Source organism: Pseudomonas fluorescens group sp. PF-1, from assembly GCF_054481335.1.
In genome coordinates, this window is sequence record NZ_JBTMNG010000002.1 from 143,553 (window position 1) to 161,445 (window position 17,893).

The following is a 17,893-nucleotide window of genomic DNA, read 5'->3' on the forward strand; positions in this document are numbered from 1 at the left end:
TGGCCCTACCGAATCGACAACGAATGGGGTGCGACATGGCGGGGCTCTGGCTGTTTTTCATGGCATTGGCGGTGGTGTATTTATTGCCCGGCCCCGACATGATCCTGCTGTTGCAGACCGGTGCTCGCCAGGGCAAAGGCGCGGCGCTGGCCACGGCGGTGGGCCTGGCCATCGCCCGAGCCTGCCATGTGGCGCTGGCGGCATTGGGTTTGGCGGCGCTGTTCAAGGCGGCGCCCTGGACCTTCGACGTGGTGCGTCTGGCCGGCGCCGCGTACCTGTTGTGGATCGGTGTTCAGTGCCTGCGCACGACCCTGTTGCCGAACCTCAATGGCGCCCATCAAACCACCGGGAAACCGCACTGGGCGCAGGCGATCCAGCGCGGTTTGCTGACGAACCTGTTCAACCCCAAGGCGTTGTTGTTCTGCTCTGTGCTGTTGCCACAGTTCATCAATCCACACGCCGGCCCGGTGCTCGTACAATTCGCGACCTTGGGCGTGGTGTTGGTGGCCGTCGGTTTGCTGTTCGACAGTGCTTATGCGCTGCTCGGTGCGGCGCTTGGCCGATGGCTGCAACGCAGTCCATCCGCCCAACGCCTGCAGCAGTGGCTGTTCGGCAGCCTGCTGATTGGTTTCGCCGTGCGGCTGACCTTTGTTCAGCAGGCGTAATTAAGCTCGTTTCTTGCGCTTATGACGGTTGACCAGCAGCAGGGCTATCGCTGTTAACACCACGACACCCCCCATCTCCAGCCACTTTTTGTAGGGTCGAAGGGCTGCACGGATGGGCGCCACCGCTTGGGTCACATAACGCTTATCAGCATTCTGGAAATCCGGATAAGGGCAGCGTTCGCCGAAAAACACTGCCCAATCCACATAAGGCCCCTCTTTGACATAGCGCTGATAGAAAGCGCGTTTTTCATCCGGACCGGTGTTCCACCCCGTCGCCTCACACAGCACAGCCGCAAAAGCCTGACTGGTATGAGGCAAATAATCAGCGGCACGGCTGGCCAATGCATTCGCGACATAACGGTAGTGGTAACGCTGATCGGGTTGGGCAGCGCTGGCTCGCTGGCGAACGATTTCCTCTTCAGCCACCCATGGACCGACTTTGAGTTCGTTGCTTTCGAGACTGTAATTGCCAGCCAGTGTGGCGTAGTCCGGAGCCATCTCGTAACCCAGGAGTTCCATTCCATTGAATCGGGCCAGCGTTGCAGCGTGGAAGTAGGCAAACGCACGCTTGCTCGGCCACCATTTTGATTCAGCGTCGTGGCGCAACTGCCCATACCACGTTGCCTTTTTCTGCAAATCCAGGCTGTCGAAGTAGGCCGGTGCCTCGTCGTAACGTGCTTCACGCAACAAGCGCCGCCCGAGCAAGTTGCGCAGCTTGGCGGCCACCGGCAGCGGCACATAGTTATCGCGATCCTGCTGAGTCAGGGGTGGTGGCGCCGGCACCTGAGTGTCGACGTAATGTTTGAGCTCATCGACGGTCAGCACACGCTCGGCAACTGTTGCCGCATCGAACCAGTAAATGTCGTTGCTTCGATAAAGCTGATCAAACGCCTGCAGATAATCCCCGCGCTGCAAGGCCAGAATCGCGCTTTCGCCATCGACCCGACACTTGGGCTGGAGCGTTTCGTAGTCGTAGTCCGGCGTTCTGCGCTCACCCCAGGATTCATTCTGCGGGAAAGCCTGGGCGGCCTTCGCATAAGCGGCAGCCGCGGCGCTTTTATCACCCTCGCGCACCGCCAGTTTGGCCCGCAGCCACCAAGCCAGGCCACCATCACCGGCGTGTTCGAGGAAGGCCTTGGCACTGGCGTAGTCACCCTGTTGATAATTGACCGCCGCCAGGCGATCCGCGTTATCGAGTGTGCCCCGCGTGCTGCTCTGCAAAAGTTTGATCAATTTCTGTTCATTGGCCGGCTGATCACCGAACGACCAACCCAGTCGACTGATCAAGGACGCCGTGATCAGTTGCTGCACCGGTTTGCCCTTGAGCAGTTCGGCCAGTTGATCGTCCGGCATCGCTGACAGATCAGCCATCAACAGCTTCAGCGAGGTGTAGCCGACCGCCGACCCCTGGAGGTTTTGCGTGGCATACAGCTCGATGGCGCTGTTCCAGTCGCCCTCCGTCCGGGCAACGCGGGCCTGTTCACCCAGACTGGCCACACCCAGCTCCAGCGGATCGCTGAAGCCATCGATGCTCAGTTGCCGAGTTTGTTCGAACGCCTGGCGCGACTGCGCCAGCACATCGGGACCGGCGCCCGCTTCCGAGCTCATGGCAAACAACGCCCGTCCCAACGAGTAAGCGGCCCAGGTGCTGCGTAGCAGCCGTTGATCGGCCGGCAGCGCCAGTACTTTCTGAAAATATTCCGCCGCCAGACCATGGTCACCGCCAGCAAATGCCACGGCACCGGCCAGATAGAACTTGAGCTCGGCCGGCAGACTTTCACCCTCAACCTCAACCCGCCGGGCATCGGTCAAACCACGCAACTGTTGCACCAGCGCCTGCTGCTCGGCCGTCAAACCTGCCTGCTCGGCCTGACTGCGCTGTTCTGCATAGTCGGTTGCTTCCATGCTGTTGACGGCTTGGGTGACGTGTTTCAGCCCGGCAATGGCATGCCCGAGGCGATTGACCTCGAAATTGAAGTTACCCTCAGGCAGTTCCGCCAGCGACTGGCCACGGTTGTCCAGCAGGCGCATGGGGAAATCCGGCCCGCATGCCAACGCCGAACCCAGCGGCAGGCTGAGACTCAGGCAAAGCAGATGGCGGGGCCAATTACGGGTAAACATTCGAACCTCCTTGATCAATATGTGCGCAGCGTGCCCACCCCATGGCCCGCTGTCCGCCAGCCGCTATTCGACCTTCATGCAGGCGGGTGAAGGTAAGCAGATCCGGGCCTTGTTGCAACGCATAACCGGCCAGCGCATCAGCCCCCTCACACCCTCGCGCCGCCAATGTCACACGTTCGGGCCAGGCGCTGTCGAGGTTGCCCTCGTTACTGATGCCGATGTCATAGAGGCCTTCCTGAGCGGAGAGTTTCAGCGCCAACCGACTGCTCAAGGCATCACCGCGCACCACCGCGCGCAAGGTCGTCAGGCTCCAGGCTCGACGGTCGTTGGCCAGTGGCAGGCGAAACCAGATCAGTCCGGCCAGATGCGCCGGTGGATCGGCGCGCAACTCGGCGCTGAGCCGACTGAGTTGCTGGGGATCGGCCAGCAACTCCTGGCGCTTGCCCTCACGTTCGATGCGTATCTCACTTTCCACGATCGGCACACCGCCGCCACCAGGCAACAACGCGACGCCGTAGGCCGGCAAAGCCAAATAGAAGGGTTTCGAAGTGATACGGCTCCAGGCGTTCGCCCACTGCCGGGCCTGGACCGGATCGAACAACCCACGACGCGGGTCGCCGACGGCATGCACTTGCAGCACGCTGCTATCGACTGTGGATAACAACGCAGGCAATTCGCGACTGTCGAGCCACGCCGGTAACGCGGTAATGCTCAGGGGTAATGAGGCCGGCAGATGGGCGCGCAGCCGCTGAAGAAATTCGCGGTAGGCCGGTAGCCGAGCGTTACCGGCGTCGTGGTCGATTTCCACACCGCAGAGGCTCAGTCCCAGCGCCTGCCAATCGCTGATCACCTGTTGAATCTGTGTCGTCACCTCATCCTGATCCAATGACTTGAGCTGACCATCAAGGCGAATCACCGCAATCAGTGGCCGCCCGTCTCGCTTGAGCAATGCAGGATCAACTCGTGCACGACTCCAGCCAGCCTGGGGAAAGGCTTGTAGCGCCAGCACCCGTAAAGTGGAAAAGTCTGTGCGGCTGTCCCTCAGTGCGACGTCGTGGTCGGATGTCCATTGTCGTTGCCAGACGTAGAGCTGCTGATCGAGTGGCGGAGCGTCCTGCCGTTCGCAACCACTGAACAGGGCGAGCGACGTCAGCAGGAGGATCCAGCGAGTCAGAAAAACCATGAAAGCGCCTATCCCTGAAAATGCAGAAAGGGCCAGTGACGGCCCTTTCGTTCTGCGCTCTACCCTACTGAGCCATCGACCCACGGGCAATGATGGCATGTGACGATCCTTCAGATATCCAGCACCAAAGGCTGCTCGCCCTGAGCCGGAATCGCACAACAAATCAGCACCTGTCCCTCCTCCGGCACTTCGGCGGGCGGCTGTGGATAATGCACCAAGCCACTGATCAGGCGAGTCTTGCAGGTCCCGCAGGAACCCCCTCGGCAACTGAATTCCGGTCGCAACCCGCGACTCTCTGCCAGCTCCAGAAGACTGCCGCCATCGGGTTGCCAGCGCGCCTCTTTGGCGGAGCGCTGGAACACCACCGGCACCGAGGTGGTAGCGGCTGGCGGCTGTTCGATAACCACGGCGTCGGGGTCTGGCTGTCTACGCAATGTGGAGGGCCCGAAGGTTTCGGCGTGAATCCTTACGTCGCGGATGTCCAGCTCGCGTAGTCCGTCGTACATCGCTTGGGTAAAACTTCCAGGGCCACACAGAACGAAATCCAGCTGATCGTAGTCATCGGCCTCAAGCAGATCCTTGAGTAGTGCGACGTCAATCCGTCCGGTCAGGTCGAAATCTTCACCTTCCCGCGCCGAAGGCTCTGGCTGACTCAGCAGCCGCACCACCCTGACGGCATCCCCAGCGTCACCAAGCAAGCGGTCCAGTTCACGACGAAACACTTGATCACCCAACGTACGCGAACTCTGCAGGAACAGGGTCGGCCGAATGCGGCGGGTGCGCAAACCTTGATAAACCACCTCTCGAAGCATCGACAAAAGCGGCGTAATGCCGACGCCAGCGGCCATCAACACCAGCGGACGGCGCTCATGAGGGGCCACGGTGAAATGCCCTTGAGGCGCACGCGCCTCCAGCAGATCGCCGACCTGGATCTGTTCGTGCAGGTGTGAAGACACACGTCCATCACGTTTGACGCTGATGCGGAAAAAGTCGTCCGACGGTGCGCTCGACAGGCTGTACGTACGGATATGCACCTCGCCATCAATGTTGAACCGCAAAGGCAGATGCTGCCCGGCGTGGAACAACGGCAACCCGGCACCGTCGGCGGGTTCCAGATAGATCGAGCGAATGTTGTGGCTTTCCGGTTCAATCCGCACCACCCGCAGCGGCCGCCAGCTATCGCCCAGGGCCTGCGCTTGCAGACGAGCCTTGGCCTGCGCCCAAGTGCCGGTCAGCAAACTGGTGGGAGAGACGCCGTCGAAACGCCAGCGCAACGCCAAAGCTCCCGGCCGACGCACCACATGTTCCACGTGGAACGTCCATAAACGTTCGGCGCCTTGAAAGGCTTCGACCTGTGGGCCCTCAAGAATGATTTCGGTGCGCCCGCTGAGTTGCAGCAGGTCACCTGAGTTGAAATCGATGAACAACAAACCGGCCTTGGGATTGGCCAGAAGATTACCCAGCGTGTTGAAAAAAAGATTGCCGGCGAAATCCGGGATGGTCAGGCGATTACCTTCAACCTGTACGAAACCGGACTGACCGCCGCGATGGGAGACATCCACCGAACGCTCACCCTCGACGTCCACATAGCTGGCGACAAAGAAGGTATCTGCCTCGGCAATCATCGCGCTGGCCGCATCATCCAGCTCGCTGTCATGCTGCGCGCGTCGCGTTGCCGGATCTTCCAGCGGCACCGAACGAAACTGGCGCAGTTGGATGTATTGCGGGCAATTACCGTAGGACTGCTGCACCGTCACGCTAAAGCCGCTCGCCGACATGGCACCGACACGACCATTGATACGGTTGCGACGCCGGGTGTGAAGTTCGATCCCCAGCAGGCCAATCGCAGCGCCGTCAGTCAATTGCGCCGGATCATCGGCAGTCGGCAGACTGCTGAATTGCAACAGCCCTGGTTCAGGTGAATGGGCGAAGCCTGGCTCACCTTCAAGCACGCTGGCCCACGGGTTGCCCTCGGCATCCACCGCGCCGTAAAGCATGAACGGCAGTTGCCGATAGAACGTGCGGTGCTGGTCTGGCATCTCGCTGCGAATCACCCGACGCCCCAACACCTCCATTCGCTCGGCGACGCCGACACGAGCCTGCATCTGTTTTTCGCCAGCATGCCACGGTGAACGGTCCATTACGGCTACTCCCCTGCACCCTCGGCGCAGCGTGAACGGCCCGACAGCGTCGGGCCACAAGCATCAGGCGGTTTTTTGCAGGCCGGCGACGGTGCGCGGCATGCCGACAAATCCTGGCAAGGCTTCGACCCGTGCCAGCCAGGCGCGGATGTTGGCGTAGTCGTCCAGCGAGACATTGCCTTCAGGTGCATGGGCGATGTAGCTGTAGGCCGCGACGTCAGCAATGGTCGGCTCGCCGCCCGCCAGCCAAGGCGTGTTGGCCAGTTCGTGATCGATGACCTTCAGCACGGTATGAGCATAAGCGATCGTTTCTTCAGCGTTGTAAGGTGCACCAAACACTGTGATCAACCTGGCCCTGGCTGGACCAAAGGCAATCGGCCCGGCAGCCACCGACAACCAACGCTGTACCTTGGCGGCACCGACCGGATCGGTTGGCAGCCAACGACCCTTGCCGTATTTCTGTGCCAGATAAACCAGGATCGCGTTGGAATCCGCCAGCACCACGCCTTGGTCATCCAGTACAGGCACCTGTCCGAAAGCGTTGAGTGCCAGGTATTGCGGCTGCTTGTGTTCGCCCTTGGCCAGGTCAACGAAGATCAACTCGGTGGGTAATTGCAGCAGCGAAAGCATCAGCTCCACACGGTGAGCGTGGCCGGAACGGGGAAAGTTGTAGAGTTTGATGGCTTGCATGGTCGACTCCGCAGGGTAAGTGGCGCTTCGGAAGATCAGCACCGATGGCAGCCATCTTCTACCAGTCCCGAAAGCAACAGAATAACCAGCAAGTGGAATCCATTATTTCATCTGCAGCAATAATGCATCAGCGGCGCAAGGCCGGATGTTCCCGGAGTGCCTTCACCGTAAAATCGACAAAACTGCGAACCCGCGCCGGGGCGTTACGTCCGCCCTGGTAGACCACATGGATGGGCAATGGCGGCATTTCGAAGTCGGCCAGGATGATTTCCAGCTCCCCAGCCGCTATTTTGCCCGCAACCTGATAAGACAGGACTCGTGTGAATCCCAGACCGAGGCTGGCAGCGGCGATGGCCGCCTGATTCGCCGTGACCACCAGCCGCGGTTCAGGCCGGACACTCAGCGGGTCGCCGTCCACGAGGAATGGCCAGTTTCTTAACTGTCCGATCGAGGACGTCGCAATAACCGGTGCCTGGGCCAGGTCTTGCGGGTGATTTGGCCGTCCGAAAGTGGCAAGAAACCGTGGCGACGCACAAATAACCCGTCGCACCTCCCCCACCCGAATTGCATGCTGATTGCTGTCGGGCAGCTCACCGATTCGCACGGCCACATCGATGCCCTCCTCCACCACGCTGACCATACGATCCACCAACAACGCATTGATCGTGACATCGGGAAATTGCGTCAGAAAATTCACCATCAATGGCGTGACAAACAGCTCACCAAACAATACCGGTGCGGTAATCGTCAGTTGCCCACGGGGTTGGGCGTGACTGCCCGCCGCCGAGTCCTCGGCTTCCTGCAACTCGGCGAGAATTCTCCGACAATCTTCAAGATAACGCTGGCCCGCCTCACTCAGATGAACGCTGCGTGTCGTGCGCGTCAGCAGCTGCGTACCAATACGCTTCTCCAACGCCGCCACCGCGCGCGTGACACTGGCTGCCGACATGCCCAGACGCCGCGCGGCCGCCGAAAACCCTTGATCTTGTGCGACTGCGGCGAAGACTTGCATTTCCTGGAAGCGGTCCATGAGCATGTCCTGGATTCGGATAAAAAAATCGCAACCATTGGCTGCGATTTTTCAGAGGGTGGTGGCTTACAACATAGTTTGTCACAACGAGCCCCGAGAACATTGGCCAACTCATATCTTGGGGGAGCGCCCCGGATGTTTCGCCAGATATAGCGCCGAACGCCATGACATTTTCCACTTGCCGCGCGATTGCAGCAAGTTGCCTGGAGCTTCCCCACCCCCACTACGACTATTGAATCCGTAAAGTAGTGGTGCGTAGAGAGTAAAATGGAAATCTGTTGCTCAAAAAATCAGTTACTTTCAACCAAACAAGACAGGACTTTGAAAAATCGGTGGTTTCTACTGTTAATCGTTAAAAACACACGATTTTTTTGATCTACGTTCCCTTTTACCGGACTACCTTATGATATTCAGTATTTCTCGTTTGATGGCTTTCTGTGCTGCTGGTTTGATCGTTATAGCAATGGGTTTAACTACATTGATGCAAACCCAATTTAACGTCCTAGATGCCATTGGATCCGAAATCGAGCGACTGGGAAACGCTCTTGAGTCGACTCAAAAATTGCGCTACGAGAGCGCGCAAATTCAACAGTTCTATACCGATGCAAGCCTTACTCAAGACCATGAGCCGATGGAGGAAGCGCAGCAGCATTACGCAGCTTCGCTACAGCTTTTGGAGGAGATAGAGAAAATCGTTCCAAGTCTTTCCAGCCGACTTCAGGCCCTGCGCACGCCACTGGACCAACTCAACAGCACCGGCAAGCTAATGGTACAGGCCTATGCCAGTAACAAAGCTGACGGCGATAAAGTTATGGAAGATTTTGACCAGCGTTCGGCGAAAGTTATTTCCGAGTTTGCTGCTTTTAGTCAGCCATTGGACAAGTTGTATCGTCAGCAGTTGGATGACAGTGAAGCCGCGCGCACAAAAATCCAGGTCACCAGCCTCGTCGCATGGGGAACCGTACTTTTAATTATGCTCGGGGTGTTGTGGCTGATTGCTAGTCGAGTGCTACCGCCGATGCAGCAACTGAGCAGGTCACTGAGCGCATTAAATGACGGGAGCGGCGACCTTACCCGCAGCATCCAGTCAAAGCGAGATGATGAAATAGGTCAGGTTGTTGGGCTATTCAATACATTTTTAGGCGGCTTGCGTAGCAAAATCTCGACCGTTGCGGATGTTTCGAAGGGGCTAGAGCAATCGGCCGAACAATTGCTAAGTGATGCCGGTGCCTCTCAGCAAAGTGCTACGGATTTGCAAATTGAAGTTGAACAAGTGGCGGCGGCGGCCAATCAAATGGCTACCAACGTGCAGGGGGTGGCCAGCAACGCCGAAGCCAGCTCTGTTCAAACGCGTGACGCCTCTACACAGGCAAAAGAGGCGATTGCCGTCGTCGATAAAACCATCGTTGATATTCGCTCCTTGGCAGAAGAAGTGGGTCAAGCTGCCCAAGTGATCGCTGATCTGGAAGGCCATTCACGTGAAATCGGTGGGGTGCTGGAGGTGATTCGCACCATCGCCGAACAAACCAACTTGCTGGCGCTTAACGCCGCCATCGAAGCTGCTCGCGCCGGTGAGCAAGGTCGTGGTTTTGCGGTAGTGGCAGATGAAGTCCGCACGTTGGCTAGTCGTACGCAAAAATCTACGCAAGAAATCAACGATATGATCGAACGGCTGCAAAATGCTTCACAGCATGCGGTTAAAGTGATGGACGACAGTCGTGACTTTGCTGAACGTGGAGTGCAGCAGGCGCTTAGCGCTGGCGAAGCATTACAGCGAATAAGTGCACTGGTGTCTTCAGTGTCCGATATGAGCCTGCACATTGCTGAGGCTGCCAAAGAGCAGGCCATGGTTACCGATGAAATCAATCGCCGGATCAGTAGTGTTTCGGTAGTCGCGAACACCACCGTTGTACTTGCGCAGAGCACCCTCAGCCGTGGCCGGGCGAGCGGTGGAGACGCTGAGCGGTTGTTGCAGATTGTGCGTCAGTTCAAACTTTAGGTAATGCCAAGGAGGTCTGAAGTCAGCAGCCGTTTTAGCGACCTCGTGTCTGAAATTCAAAAACAGCTGCTTAATCGAAAATCAGACCTTCCCTTCTGTTAGTTCATTGTTGTTTTACGCAATAGCACTTTTTTCAGGAAATTCCGCTCTACAGAGGAGCGCAGAGATTCACTACTTTGTTTTCGCGGCAGCATCTAACGGCTGGATAGGGAGATGTGTCGGGAAGATAGGTGTGGATCCGGGCCTGAAGCAACAGCGGGAGCCTGGAGGATAACCCCTCCAGCTCCCGCGACAGTTTCTATTCTCTAAAGCCAAGGATGGTGCCCAACAACATAGTTTGACACACGAACATCAATAAAATCAGTCATTTATAGAACCTTCAGCGCTCCCCAGATGACAACATAACTTGACACAACCCATGGTGATATTCGAATGACGGGATGAGTTTATAACAACATAGATTGACACTACCCGCAGGAGCCAATTTAAAGTCGAGACTGGTGCCGAACAAAATATTTTGACACCAGCGGCTCATTGAATTCGGGGGGTAAGCGGCTTAACGGAGCACGCTAGCTGAATGAATAGTTGCGGTCGCGTACCCGCGTGTGATGGTTCTACTTAGCTGCCGTTGGATCAAAATGACATGCCCTCAGCTACCTGAATCAGCATTTCTTCGACCCGATGTGTGCCGTGGGTTGTAGTCAGCATTGCAGTTGGACTTTGGCCCGAAAAACGGGATTTGGGTTTGGAAAGCCATTGTTTGGCCTTTCCCGCATCCCCGAAGATCACCTCGGCCATGGCGGTAATGTGTGCAAAGCGGAACAGTCGATCGCTCTCATCCACCGTTAAGAGCTGATTGCTGGCCAATTTTGTTTTGAGTGTTTTGGGTGGAATGATTCTGTCGCGTTCTTCCGGACTTATGGTTCCAACGTCGCAAAGCGACATGATCATGCTGGCCGAGAAGCCAGCTACGATCATGTCGTGAATGTCCTGATCAGAGGCGTTTGAGGGGATATTTAGAGACGCCTCCAGCCGGATGCGGTAGGCATGATAAGCATCATCACGCAGGACTCCAGCAAACACGGGCTGCACTGATGTTGTGCCATGCGTAGGCTTCAGCACTATTGTGCCATTCACTACCGTAATCGTCAGATCGTCCCCAACACCTACCCCCATTTTGACAAGCAATTCTGGAGGTAAATCAACGATGACATCGCCGCTACCGTCTTCAGTATTCTGGCATTTGACTATCCAACGCTCGCTTTCACTCATGATCGTCCGGCTCTCATTTCGTCATTAGAGAAGACACGTCATTATGCTCGCGCGCAGAGCTGATCTCGTCATTGGATAACCGTGCATAGAGGCAATTCTTGCTAGTTATTGCGACGAGCGGCTGCGCCCTCCGGCGCATCGGCAAAGATGCCAGCGAAAGCTCGACTGCACGCCTGCCGTTTTCACTTTCGAGTGCTACATCGGACGGTAATGGGTCTGCGACAGCCATCGGTATAGTCAGATAGAGACTCGCCGAATGGAAGGAAATCAGTCGTAACGCGAGTTGGTGACTTTCCATTGGCTGGAGTCACCATCAACCTAGTCCGAACCTCGACTGCTAGCGATTCAAAACCGCTGTAGACGAAAGGCCGTAATCGGCTAAGCAGCCAGTCAAGTACATCACAGGTGTACCGTTTTTTCTGACCTGCGGATTTAGTGATAATGACCGGCACGACAAAGCGTGCCGACCAACTTCACTACTGCTGTTTCACTTTTTAATAGACACAATAGTGGCTTTGCCACCCTCTAGCGTAAAGGAAAACGATACGCGGTCTCCGATCGACAGCCCTGTCAGTTGATCTTCCGTAACGGAAAAGGCCATGGTCATCGGCGGCCATTGCACAGCTGGAACAGCGCCGTGAGAGATGGTCACCGTATGCTTCACAGTATCGATAGCCTTGATCGTTCCGTCGGCGGTGGCGACTGGAGCCTGCGTTGTTTCCTGCTTCATCTGCATGCCCTCCATTCCGTCCATTTTCATGCCCGGCATGTCCTCTGCCAGGGCAGAAAAAGACAACGCTACTACGGTGCTGGCAACTGCAATCAGGGTCAGTTTCATACGACTTTTCCTTGAGGGTTGATGGGTTCAACTGAGAGGCGGCGGCGACGCATCAGGCGATAGGCCGCCGGAATGACAAACAGGGAAAGCAAGGGTGCCGTGACCATGCCGCCGACCATGGGTGCAGCAATTCGGCTCATCACCTCGCTGCCGGTTCCGCTGCCCAGCAAGATGGGTAACAAGCCGGCAATGATGACGGCCACGGTCATGGCCTTGGGTCGAACACGCTGCACGGCGCCTTCACGAATCGCCGCAACCAGACCGCGCTCAGTGCTGTCGCCGAGGTCTTCACGTTCGGCCCAGGCGTTCTTCAGGTAGAGCAGCATGATCACGCCAAACTCGGCGGAAACACCGGCCAAGGCGATAAAGCCGACCCCGGTGGCGACTGACAAATTGAATCCCAATAGATAGAGGAACCATGCCCCGCCCGTGAGAGCGAATGGCAGTGTGGCCATGATCAGCAGGGCCTCATCGAAGCGGGAAAAAGTCAGGTAGAGCAGCACGAAGATGATCAACAGCGTGGCAGGCACCACCAGTTTGAGTCGTGCGTTGGCCCTTTCGAGAAACTCGAACTGTCCCGAGTAGCTCAGGCTCATACCGGGCTGCAATTTGACCTGCTCGTTGACCACCCTGCGTAGATCGGCGACTACCGAGGCAATGTCCCGGCCACGCACGTCGATGTAAACCCAACCAGAGGGTCGTGCGTTCTCGCTCTTGAGCATCGGTGGACCGTCCGTGACGTTGACCTTCGCCACTGTGCCGAGGGTGATCTGGCTACCTAGCGGGGTATAGATCGGCAGTTGCTCCAAGGCACCGAGCGAGTCACGCCACTCCCGTGGGTAACGCACGTTGATCGGGAAGCGTGCGAGCCCTTCAATGGTTTCGCCGACGTTTTCACCGCCGATAGCGCCGGCCACGATGGACTGCACATCGGCGATATTCAGTCCGTAGCGAGCAGCCGCCTTACGGTCAATATCCACATCGATATAACGGCCACCGGTCAGTCGCTCGGCCAGAGCCGAACTGACACCGGGTACCCCCTTGGCCACTCGCTCGACCGCCTGAGTCGCGGCATCGATCTCCGTCAGGTTGGTGCCGGCAACTTTCACTCCGATGGGACTCTTGATCCCCGTGGCCAGCATGTCGATACGGTTGCGAATCGGTGGTATCCAGATATTCGTCAGCCCAGGGACTCGTACCACTCGATCCAGTTCTTCCACCAACTTTTCCTGGGTCATGCCTGGACGCCATTGCTCATGTGGTTTGAACTGGATGGTGGTCTCGAACATTTCCAGCGGTGCCGGGTCGGTGGCGGTTTCAGCGCGCCCCGCTTTACCGAAGACGTGTTCGACTTCAGGCACGGTCTTGATCAGACGGTCGGTCTGTTGCAGCAGTTGTGCCGCTTTCTGCGCCGACAATCCCGGCAGAGCTGAAGGCATATAGAGCAGGTCGCCCTCGTCTAACGGGGGGAGAAACTCGCCACCCAAGCGAGACATTGGCCATAGCGCACTGACAAAAACCAACAGCGCCACCAGCAGCGTGATCTTTGGTCGACGCAAGACTGCGTCCAGGGCTGGCTGATAGATCCGAATCAACCACCGGTTCAACGGGTTCTGATGTTCACTGGGAATTCGTCCTCGAATCCAGTAGCCCATCAGCACCGGCACCAAGGTCACTGACAATCCCGCCGCTGCGGCCATGGCGTAGGTTTTGGTGAAAGCCAACGGGCCAAACAAACGCCCCTCTTGAGCTTCCAGGGTGAACACCGGAATGAACGACAGAGTGATGATCAACAAACAGAAGAACAGCGCCGGGCCTACCTCTGCGGCCGCTTCGGTCATTACATGCCAATGACGCTCACCCTTCAGTTCTTCCCCCGGATTGGCCACGTGCCAAGCCTCAATCTTCTTGTGCGCGTTCTCGATCATCACCACGGCAGCATCGACCATGGCGCCGATGGCGATGGCTATCCCGCCCAAGGACATGATGTTGGCGTTGATGCCCTGGTAGCGCATGACGATGAAGGCAATCAGCACCCCCACCGGCAGCGAAATGATAGCCACCAGGGATGAGCGCAGGTGCCAGAGGAAGATCCCACACACCAACGCGACAACGATGAACTCTTCGATTAGCTTGTGGCTGAGATTTTCCACGGCGCGGTCGATCAGCTTGCTACGGTCGTAGGTGGTGACGATTTCCACCCCGGCCGGCAGACTGCTTTTCAGTTCGTCGAGCTTGGTCTTGACCGCTGCAATGGTCTCGCGCGCATTCTTGCCGCTGCGCAATATCACCACGCCGCCGACGGTCTCGCCTTCGCCGTCGAGTTCAGTAATGCCACGCCGCATTTCCGGTCCCAACTGAATCGTGGCTACATCGCCAAGGGTCACCGGCACTCCTCCCGAAGCCAACTTGAGCGGGATCGCACGGAAGTCATTGAGCGTCTTCAGGTAACCGGAAGCACGCACGATAAACTCGGTCTCTGCCATCTCCAGCACCGCGCCACCGGTTTCCTGGTTGGCCTTGCCGATGGCTTCGGTCACCTCAGCCTGAGTAATACCGAGGCTGGCCAGTTTGAGCGGATCAAGCTGCACCTGGTACTGCTTGACCATGCCCCCCACGGTGGCTACTTCTGCAACGTTGGGCAGGGTCTTGAGTTCGAACTTGAGGAACCAGTCCTGAAGTGTGCGTAGCTGCGCCAGATCGTGCCCGCCACTGCGATCCACCAGTGCGTACTGATAGATCCAGCCCACTCCCGTTGCATCCGGTCCCAACGCCGGTTTGGCGCTGGCCGGCAACCGACTTTGTATTTGGCTCAGATACTCCAACACCCGCGAGCGAGCCCAGTACAAGTCAGTGCCGTCTTCGAACAGCACGTAAACGAAGCTGTCACCGAAGAAGGAATAGCCACGCACCGTCTTGGCTCCCGGCACCGAGAGCATGGTGGTGGCCAACGGATAGGTCACCTGGTTCTCGACAATCTGCGGCGCTTGTCCCGGAAAAGGGGTGCGGATGATCACCTGAACATCCGAGAGATCTGGCAGCGCATCGATGGGCGTGCTCTGCACCGACCAAATGCCCCAAGCCGTGACAAACAGCGTCGCCAGTAGCACCAGGAATCGGTTGGCCACTGACCAACGAATCAGGGCAGCGATCATGGCTGGCTCCCCGATTTTTCCAGGCGCTCAACACGCAGGCCATCGTCGGTCTGACTCACCGCAACCCGAACCTTGTCACCCGTTTTGAAGCCCTGCATCAGCGCCGGGTTGGCGAGTGGGAACGTCATCGTCATACCAGGCATGCCCAGCGTCTTGAAAGGACCATGGGCGAGCGTGACTTCTTTGTCGTTGATCTCAACGATCTGCCCATCCGCCTCATGAAAGCTGGAGGCTGCTGCGCTGGGTGGTGACTCTTCCTCCGAGCTTGCAACGATGCCCTTAAGACTGGCCTCCGAGTCGAGCAGGAACTGGCCAGAGGTAACCACTTTCTGGCCTTCTTCCAGACCTTTCAATATCGCTGTCTTGCCATCACTTTCCTGCCCGAGTTGCACCGCCACGGGACGGTAGCGGCCGGCGTCTTCGGCGAGCATCACCAGAGCACGTCGGCCCGTGCGTATGACGGCTTCGCTCGGCACCCACAACACACTTTGCCCGGTCGAGCGGTTCAGGCGTACCTGCGCCGTCAAACCCGGCCTGAGGCGCCCGTCCGGATTGGGTAGTTCCACCCGCACACGAAGGGTGCGGCTGTCCGGATTGGTCTCGGGCAAAATCGCGCTGACCTTGCCATTGAGCGTTGTCCCTGGGAAGGCTGGCAGACGCGCTTTGACCGCCTGCCCCACGGTGATCGATCCGGCATCCGATTCTGGAACGGCCACGGCTAGCCAGACACTGCTCAAGCCATTTACGCGTGCCAACGTATCGCCAGTCGCCACGGTCATGCCCGCACGTACGTTCAATTCTTGCAGCACACCGGCAATGGGGCTGGTGAGCATCAGGTAGGGCTGAACCTTACCGCCACGCTCTACCTGAGTAATCAGTGTTGCCGGCATCCCTGTGAGTCGTAGTCGCTGGCGAGCCGCAGCCAACAGGTCTGCATCCCCGTTGCGCTTCAGGGCAAGAAACTCTGTCTGGGCAGCGGCCCACTCAGGCACCAGGATATCCGCCAGCGCCGCGTTGGCTTTGAGTACATCGCCGGGAGCATGCGCATAGACCCGCTCCACAAAGCCAGTGGTGCGTGCCTGAATCACAGCGACATCACGTTCGTTAAACGTCAAGGCACCTGTCACATCGAGGCTCGACTCAAAGATCCCACGAGTGACAGTCGCAAAACGCAGACCTAGATTCTGGGTCAGACCTGGATCGATACTGACGGCCGCACGGTCCCCTGCGCCACTGGCGTATTGGGGAACCAGTTGCATGTCCATGAAGGGGGATTTCCCCGGCTTATCGAACTTTTGCTGCGGGTACATGGGGTCGTACCAATACAGAGCCTTGCGTTCATCCGGTGAATTGAGACTCTGATCTGGAGCGGTAGCTGGTACTCCGCTCATGCGCTGATGAGCGAACCAGTAGCCACCGGCAACGCCCAATGCCAGCGAGATACCTACCAGTAATGCCCAGTTCCATTTTCTAAGGATCATTGGCTGGACTCCCCATAAGCAAAATACAGACGCGCACTGGTCAGCGCTCGCTGCTCTTCCACGTCGATCTGTTTGAGGCGGGCCTCGATGAGTTCACGTCGGGCGGCAACAACGGCGCTTAAAATGCCTTTGCCGGAACGATAACTGGCCATGCTGAGCTCGACCTTTTCCTTGGCCAGCGGCAACAGGCTTTCCTGGTTGCGGCGCACAGCACGATTCAAGCGTTCATAGTCAGCCAGTTCGTTTTCCAGTTGCTGGGTGTGCTCGCGAGACAGGGCTTCGCGCTCGGCCTCAAGCTGACTGAGTTCAGCCTGTTTGGCTGCAATTTTGGGGTTTTGGCGCGAGTCAGGAAACAGCGGCAGGTCCCAGGAAAATTGCACGCTGACCATATCGCCGAACTCACGGCCACGGCGCTGGTAATCCAGTTCCCAGCTCCAGTCCGACAGCTTCTCCGACACCGCTTCATTAAGTTTGGCTTGCGCTTCACGGGTCATCGGCGCAAACGCGGCCAACTCGGGATGGTGTTGCAGTTTATGGGAGTAGCTTGAGGTTTCGACAGGCCATTCAGGCAGGCTACCCACAGGCTTGTCGTTGGCGGCGGAGCCAATCCAGCGTTTGAGGGCTGCTCGGGCCTGCGCTCTCTGGAGAATCAGATTGTCCTGTTGCTCCGCCAGTTGAGCTGCTTCCTGCTTGGGTGTCACCGCATCGGCGGGTTGAGCGCGGCTACCGGCAATCTGGGCCCGGACGGTATCGGTCAACAGGCGGTTTTCTTTGTAGAAGTCCTGGAACAGTGCAACTTTGCGCTCAACCGAGTAGCTACTGATCCAGGCCAACGCCGTGGACTGGCGTACCTTCAGACGTTCGACTCGACGCTCCGCAGCGGCGCGATCAATGGCCGCATCGGCGACCTCGACGCGCGCTTTGCGCTTGTCGCTGTTGGGCATTTCTTGCCTGACCCCGACCATTTGCATAGTCATGAAGTCCTGATCGATGCTCCAGCGATCCGGACCGCCAATGGGGTAGTTCTGCACACCTAGCAGCAGTTTGGGGTCAGGTAGCTCACCGGCTGGAATAGCCGCGCTGCTGGCAGCCTGAATTTTGGCGTCTTGTGCGGTCAGCGACGGCGCATTGTTTTCGGCCAGCCGCAACGCTTCATCGAGTGTCAATGCGGCAGCGAAGCTCGGCAATGCCAGCACGCTTGCCACCAGACCGGCCACGAGGGACCAACCTGTGCAATAGCACTTGGAGTTCATGTTTATGATTCCTGTGATCATCCACTGCGCGCGGCAAAAGGCATGCGCGCAGCTAGTCCAGCCCG

Annotated in this window: 12 protein-coding genes and 1 pseudogene; 3 read left to right on the plus strand and 10 right to left on the minus strand. The window is 57.8% G+C overall.

The features are described from left to right. The first annotated feature begins 35 nt into the window (after window positions 1-35). Window positions 36-665 carry a LysE family translocator gene (locus ACX3YD_RS15320; protein ID WP_458960464.1) on the plus strand — a complete coding sequence of 210 codons (630 nt, stop codon included), beginning with the start codon at window positions 36-38 and terminating at the stop codon, window positions 663-665. Here the strand turns inward: ACX3YD_RS15320 and ACX3YD_RS15325 are convergent, their stop codons facing one another. The 5 genes from ACX3YD_RS15325 to ACX3YD_RS15345 all read right to left on the minus strand — a co-directional run bounded on the left by ACX3YD_RS15325 (window position 666) and on the right by ACX3YD_RS15345 (window position 7,830). Further along, a complete protein-coding gene (locus ACX3YD_RS15325; protein WP_458960465.1) occupies window positions 666-2,786 on the minus strand; it encodes a hypothetical protein in 2,121 nt (706 codons plus the stop codon). Continuing rightward, complete coding sequence (locus ACX3YD_RS15330; RefSeq protein WP_458960466.1) at window positions 2,773-3,969, minus strand: DUF3142 domain-containing protein; 1,197 nt, start codon at window positions 3,967-3,969, stop codon at window positions 2,773-2,775. The genes ACX3YD_RS15325 and ACX3YD_RS15330 overlap by 14 nt, the downstream gene beginning before the upstream one ends. A gap of 110 nt (window positions 3,970-4,079) precedes the next feature. Beyond that, complete coding sequence (locus ACX3YD_RS15335; RefSeq protein ID WP_458960467.1) at window positions 4,080-6,110, minus strand: 2Fe-2S iron-sulfur cluster-binding protein; 2,031 nt, start codon at window positions 6,108-6,110, stop codon at window positions 4,080-4,082. Between the two features lie 63 nt (window positions 6,111-6,173). Continuing rightward, complete coding sequence (locus ACX3YD_RS15340) at window positions 6,174-6,800, minus strand: glutathione S-transferase family protein (protein ID WP_047535364.1); 627 nt, start codon at window positions 6,798-6,800, stop codon at window positions 6,174-6,176. Between the two features lie 127 nt (window positions 6,801-6,927). Continuing rightward, the gene (locus ACX3YD_RS15345) at window positions 6,928-7,830 is read right to left on the minus strand and encodes a LysR family transcriptional regulator (RefSeq protein ID WP_458960468.1); all 903 of its coding nucleotides are present in this window, start codon (window positions 7,828-7,830) and stop codon (window positions 6,928-6,930) included. Between the two features lie 973 nt (window positions 7,831-8,803). Here ACX3YD_RS15345 and ACX3YD_RS15350 point away from each other — a divergent pair. Both ACX3YD_RS15350 and ACX3YD_RS15355 read left to right on the plus strand, forming a co-directional pair. Further along, a pseudogene (locus ACX3YD_RS15350) lies at window positions 8,804-8,971 on the plus strand (HAMP domain-containing protein); the annotation flags it as partial. Window positions 8,972-9,103: 132 nt separating this feature from the next. Next, on the plus strand, window positions 9,104-9,829 hold the full coding sequence (locus ACX3YD_RS15355; protein ID WP_371919880.1) for a methyl-accepting chemotaxis protein: 726 nt from the start codon (window positions 9,104-9,106) through the stop codon (window positions 9,827-9,829). A gap of 633 nt (window positions 9,830-10,462) precedes the next feature. Here the strand turns inward: ACX3YD_RS15355 and ACX3YD_RS15360 are convergent. The 5 genes from ACX3YD_RS15360 to ACX3YD_RS15380 all read right to left on the minus strand — a co-directional run bounded on the left by ACX3YD_RS15360 (window position 10,463) and on the right by ACX3YD_RS15380 (window position 17,828). Further along, a complete protein-coding gene (locus ACX3YD_RS15360) occupies window positions 10,463-11,101 on the minus strand; it encodes an antitoxin Xre/MbcA/ParS toxin-binding domain-containing protein (RefSeq protein ID WP_454838585.1) in 639 nt (212 codons plus the stop codon). Between the two features lie 487 nt (window positions 11,102-11,588). After that, window positions 11,589-11,939, minus strand: a complete 351-nt coding sequence (locus ACX3YD_RS15365) for a copper-binding protein (protein WP_454838584.1) — start codon at window positions 11,937-11,939, stop codon at window positions 11,589-11,591. After that, window positions 11,936-15,094 (minus strand): efflux RND transporter permease subunit, encoded by a 3,159-nt coding sequence (locus tag ACX3YD_RS15370; RefSeq protein ID WP_454838583.1) that lies wholly within the window; start codon window positions 15,092-15,094, stop codon window positions 11,936-11,938. Before ACX3YD_RS15370 ends, ACX3YD_RS15365 begins: the two co-directional genes overlap by 4 nt. Beyond that, window positions 15,091-16,575 (minus strand): efflux RND transporter periplasmic adaptor subunit, encoded by a 1,485-nt coding sequence (locus ACX3YD_RS15375; protein ID WP_454838582.1) that lies wholly within the window; start codon window positions 16,573-16,575, stop codon window positions 15,091-15,093. The genes ACX3YD_RS15370 and ACX3YD_RS15375 overlap by 4 nt, the downstream gene beginning before the upstream one ends. Next, window positions 16,572-17,828, minus strand: coding sequence for a TolC family protein (locus ACX3YD_RS15380; protein WP_458960469.1), 1,257 nt, complete (start codon window positions 17,826-17,828; stop codon window positions 16,572-16,574). Before ACX3YD_RS15380 ends, ACX3YD_RS15375 begins: the two co-directional genes overlap by 4 nt. Window positions 17,829-17,893 lie beyond the last annotated feature (65 nt).

Coding starts and splice junctions, on each gene's coding strand:
- ACX3YD_RS15335 (WP_458960467.1), bottom strand. CDS start 6,110: ATGGACCGTTCACCGTGGCATGCTGGCGAAAAACAGATGCAGGCTCGT.
- ACX3YD_RS15365 (WP_454838584.1), bottom strand. CDS start 11,939: ATGAAACTGACCCTGATTGCAGTTGCCAGCACCGTAGTAGCGTTGTCT.
- ACX3YD_RS15325 (WP_458960465.1), bottom strand. CDS start 2,786: ATGTTTACCCGTAATTGGCCCCGCCATCTGCTTTGCCTGAGTCTCAGC.
- ACX3YD_RS15345 (WP_458960468.1), bottom strand. CDS start 7,830: ATGGACCGCTTCCAGGAAATGCAAGTCTTCGCCGCAGTCGCACAAGAT.
- ACX3YD_RS15380 (WP_458960469.1), bottom strand. CDS start 17,828: ATGAACTCCAAGTGCTATTGCACAGGTTGGTCCCTCGTGGCCGGTCTG.
- ACX3YD_RS15375 (WP_454838582.1), bottom strand. CDS start 16,575: ATGATCCTTAGAAAATGGAACTGGGCATTACTGGTAGGTATCTCGCTG.
- ACX3YD_RS15340 (WP_047535364.1), bottom strand. CDS start 6,800: ATGCAAGCCATCAAACTCTACAACTTTCCCCGTTCCGGCCACGCTCAC.
- ACX3YD_RS15330 (WP_458960466.1), bottom strand. CDS start 3,969: ATGGTTTTTCTGACTCGCTGGATCCTCCTGCTGACGTCGCTCGCCCTG.
- ACX3YD_RS15320 (WP_458960464.1), top strand. CDS start 36: ATGGCGGGGCTCTGGCTGTTTTTCATGGCATTGGCGGTGGTGTATTTA.
- ACX3YD_RS15370 (WP_454838583.1), bottom strand. CDS start 15,094: ATGATCGCTGCCCTGATTCGTTGGTCAGTGGCCAACCGATTCCTGGTG.
- ACX3YD_RS15360 (WP_454838585.1), bottom strand. CDS start 11,101: ATGAGTGAAAGCGAGCGTTGGATAGTCAAATGCCAGAATACTGAAGAC.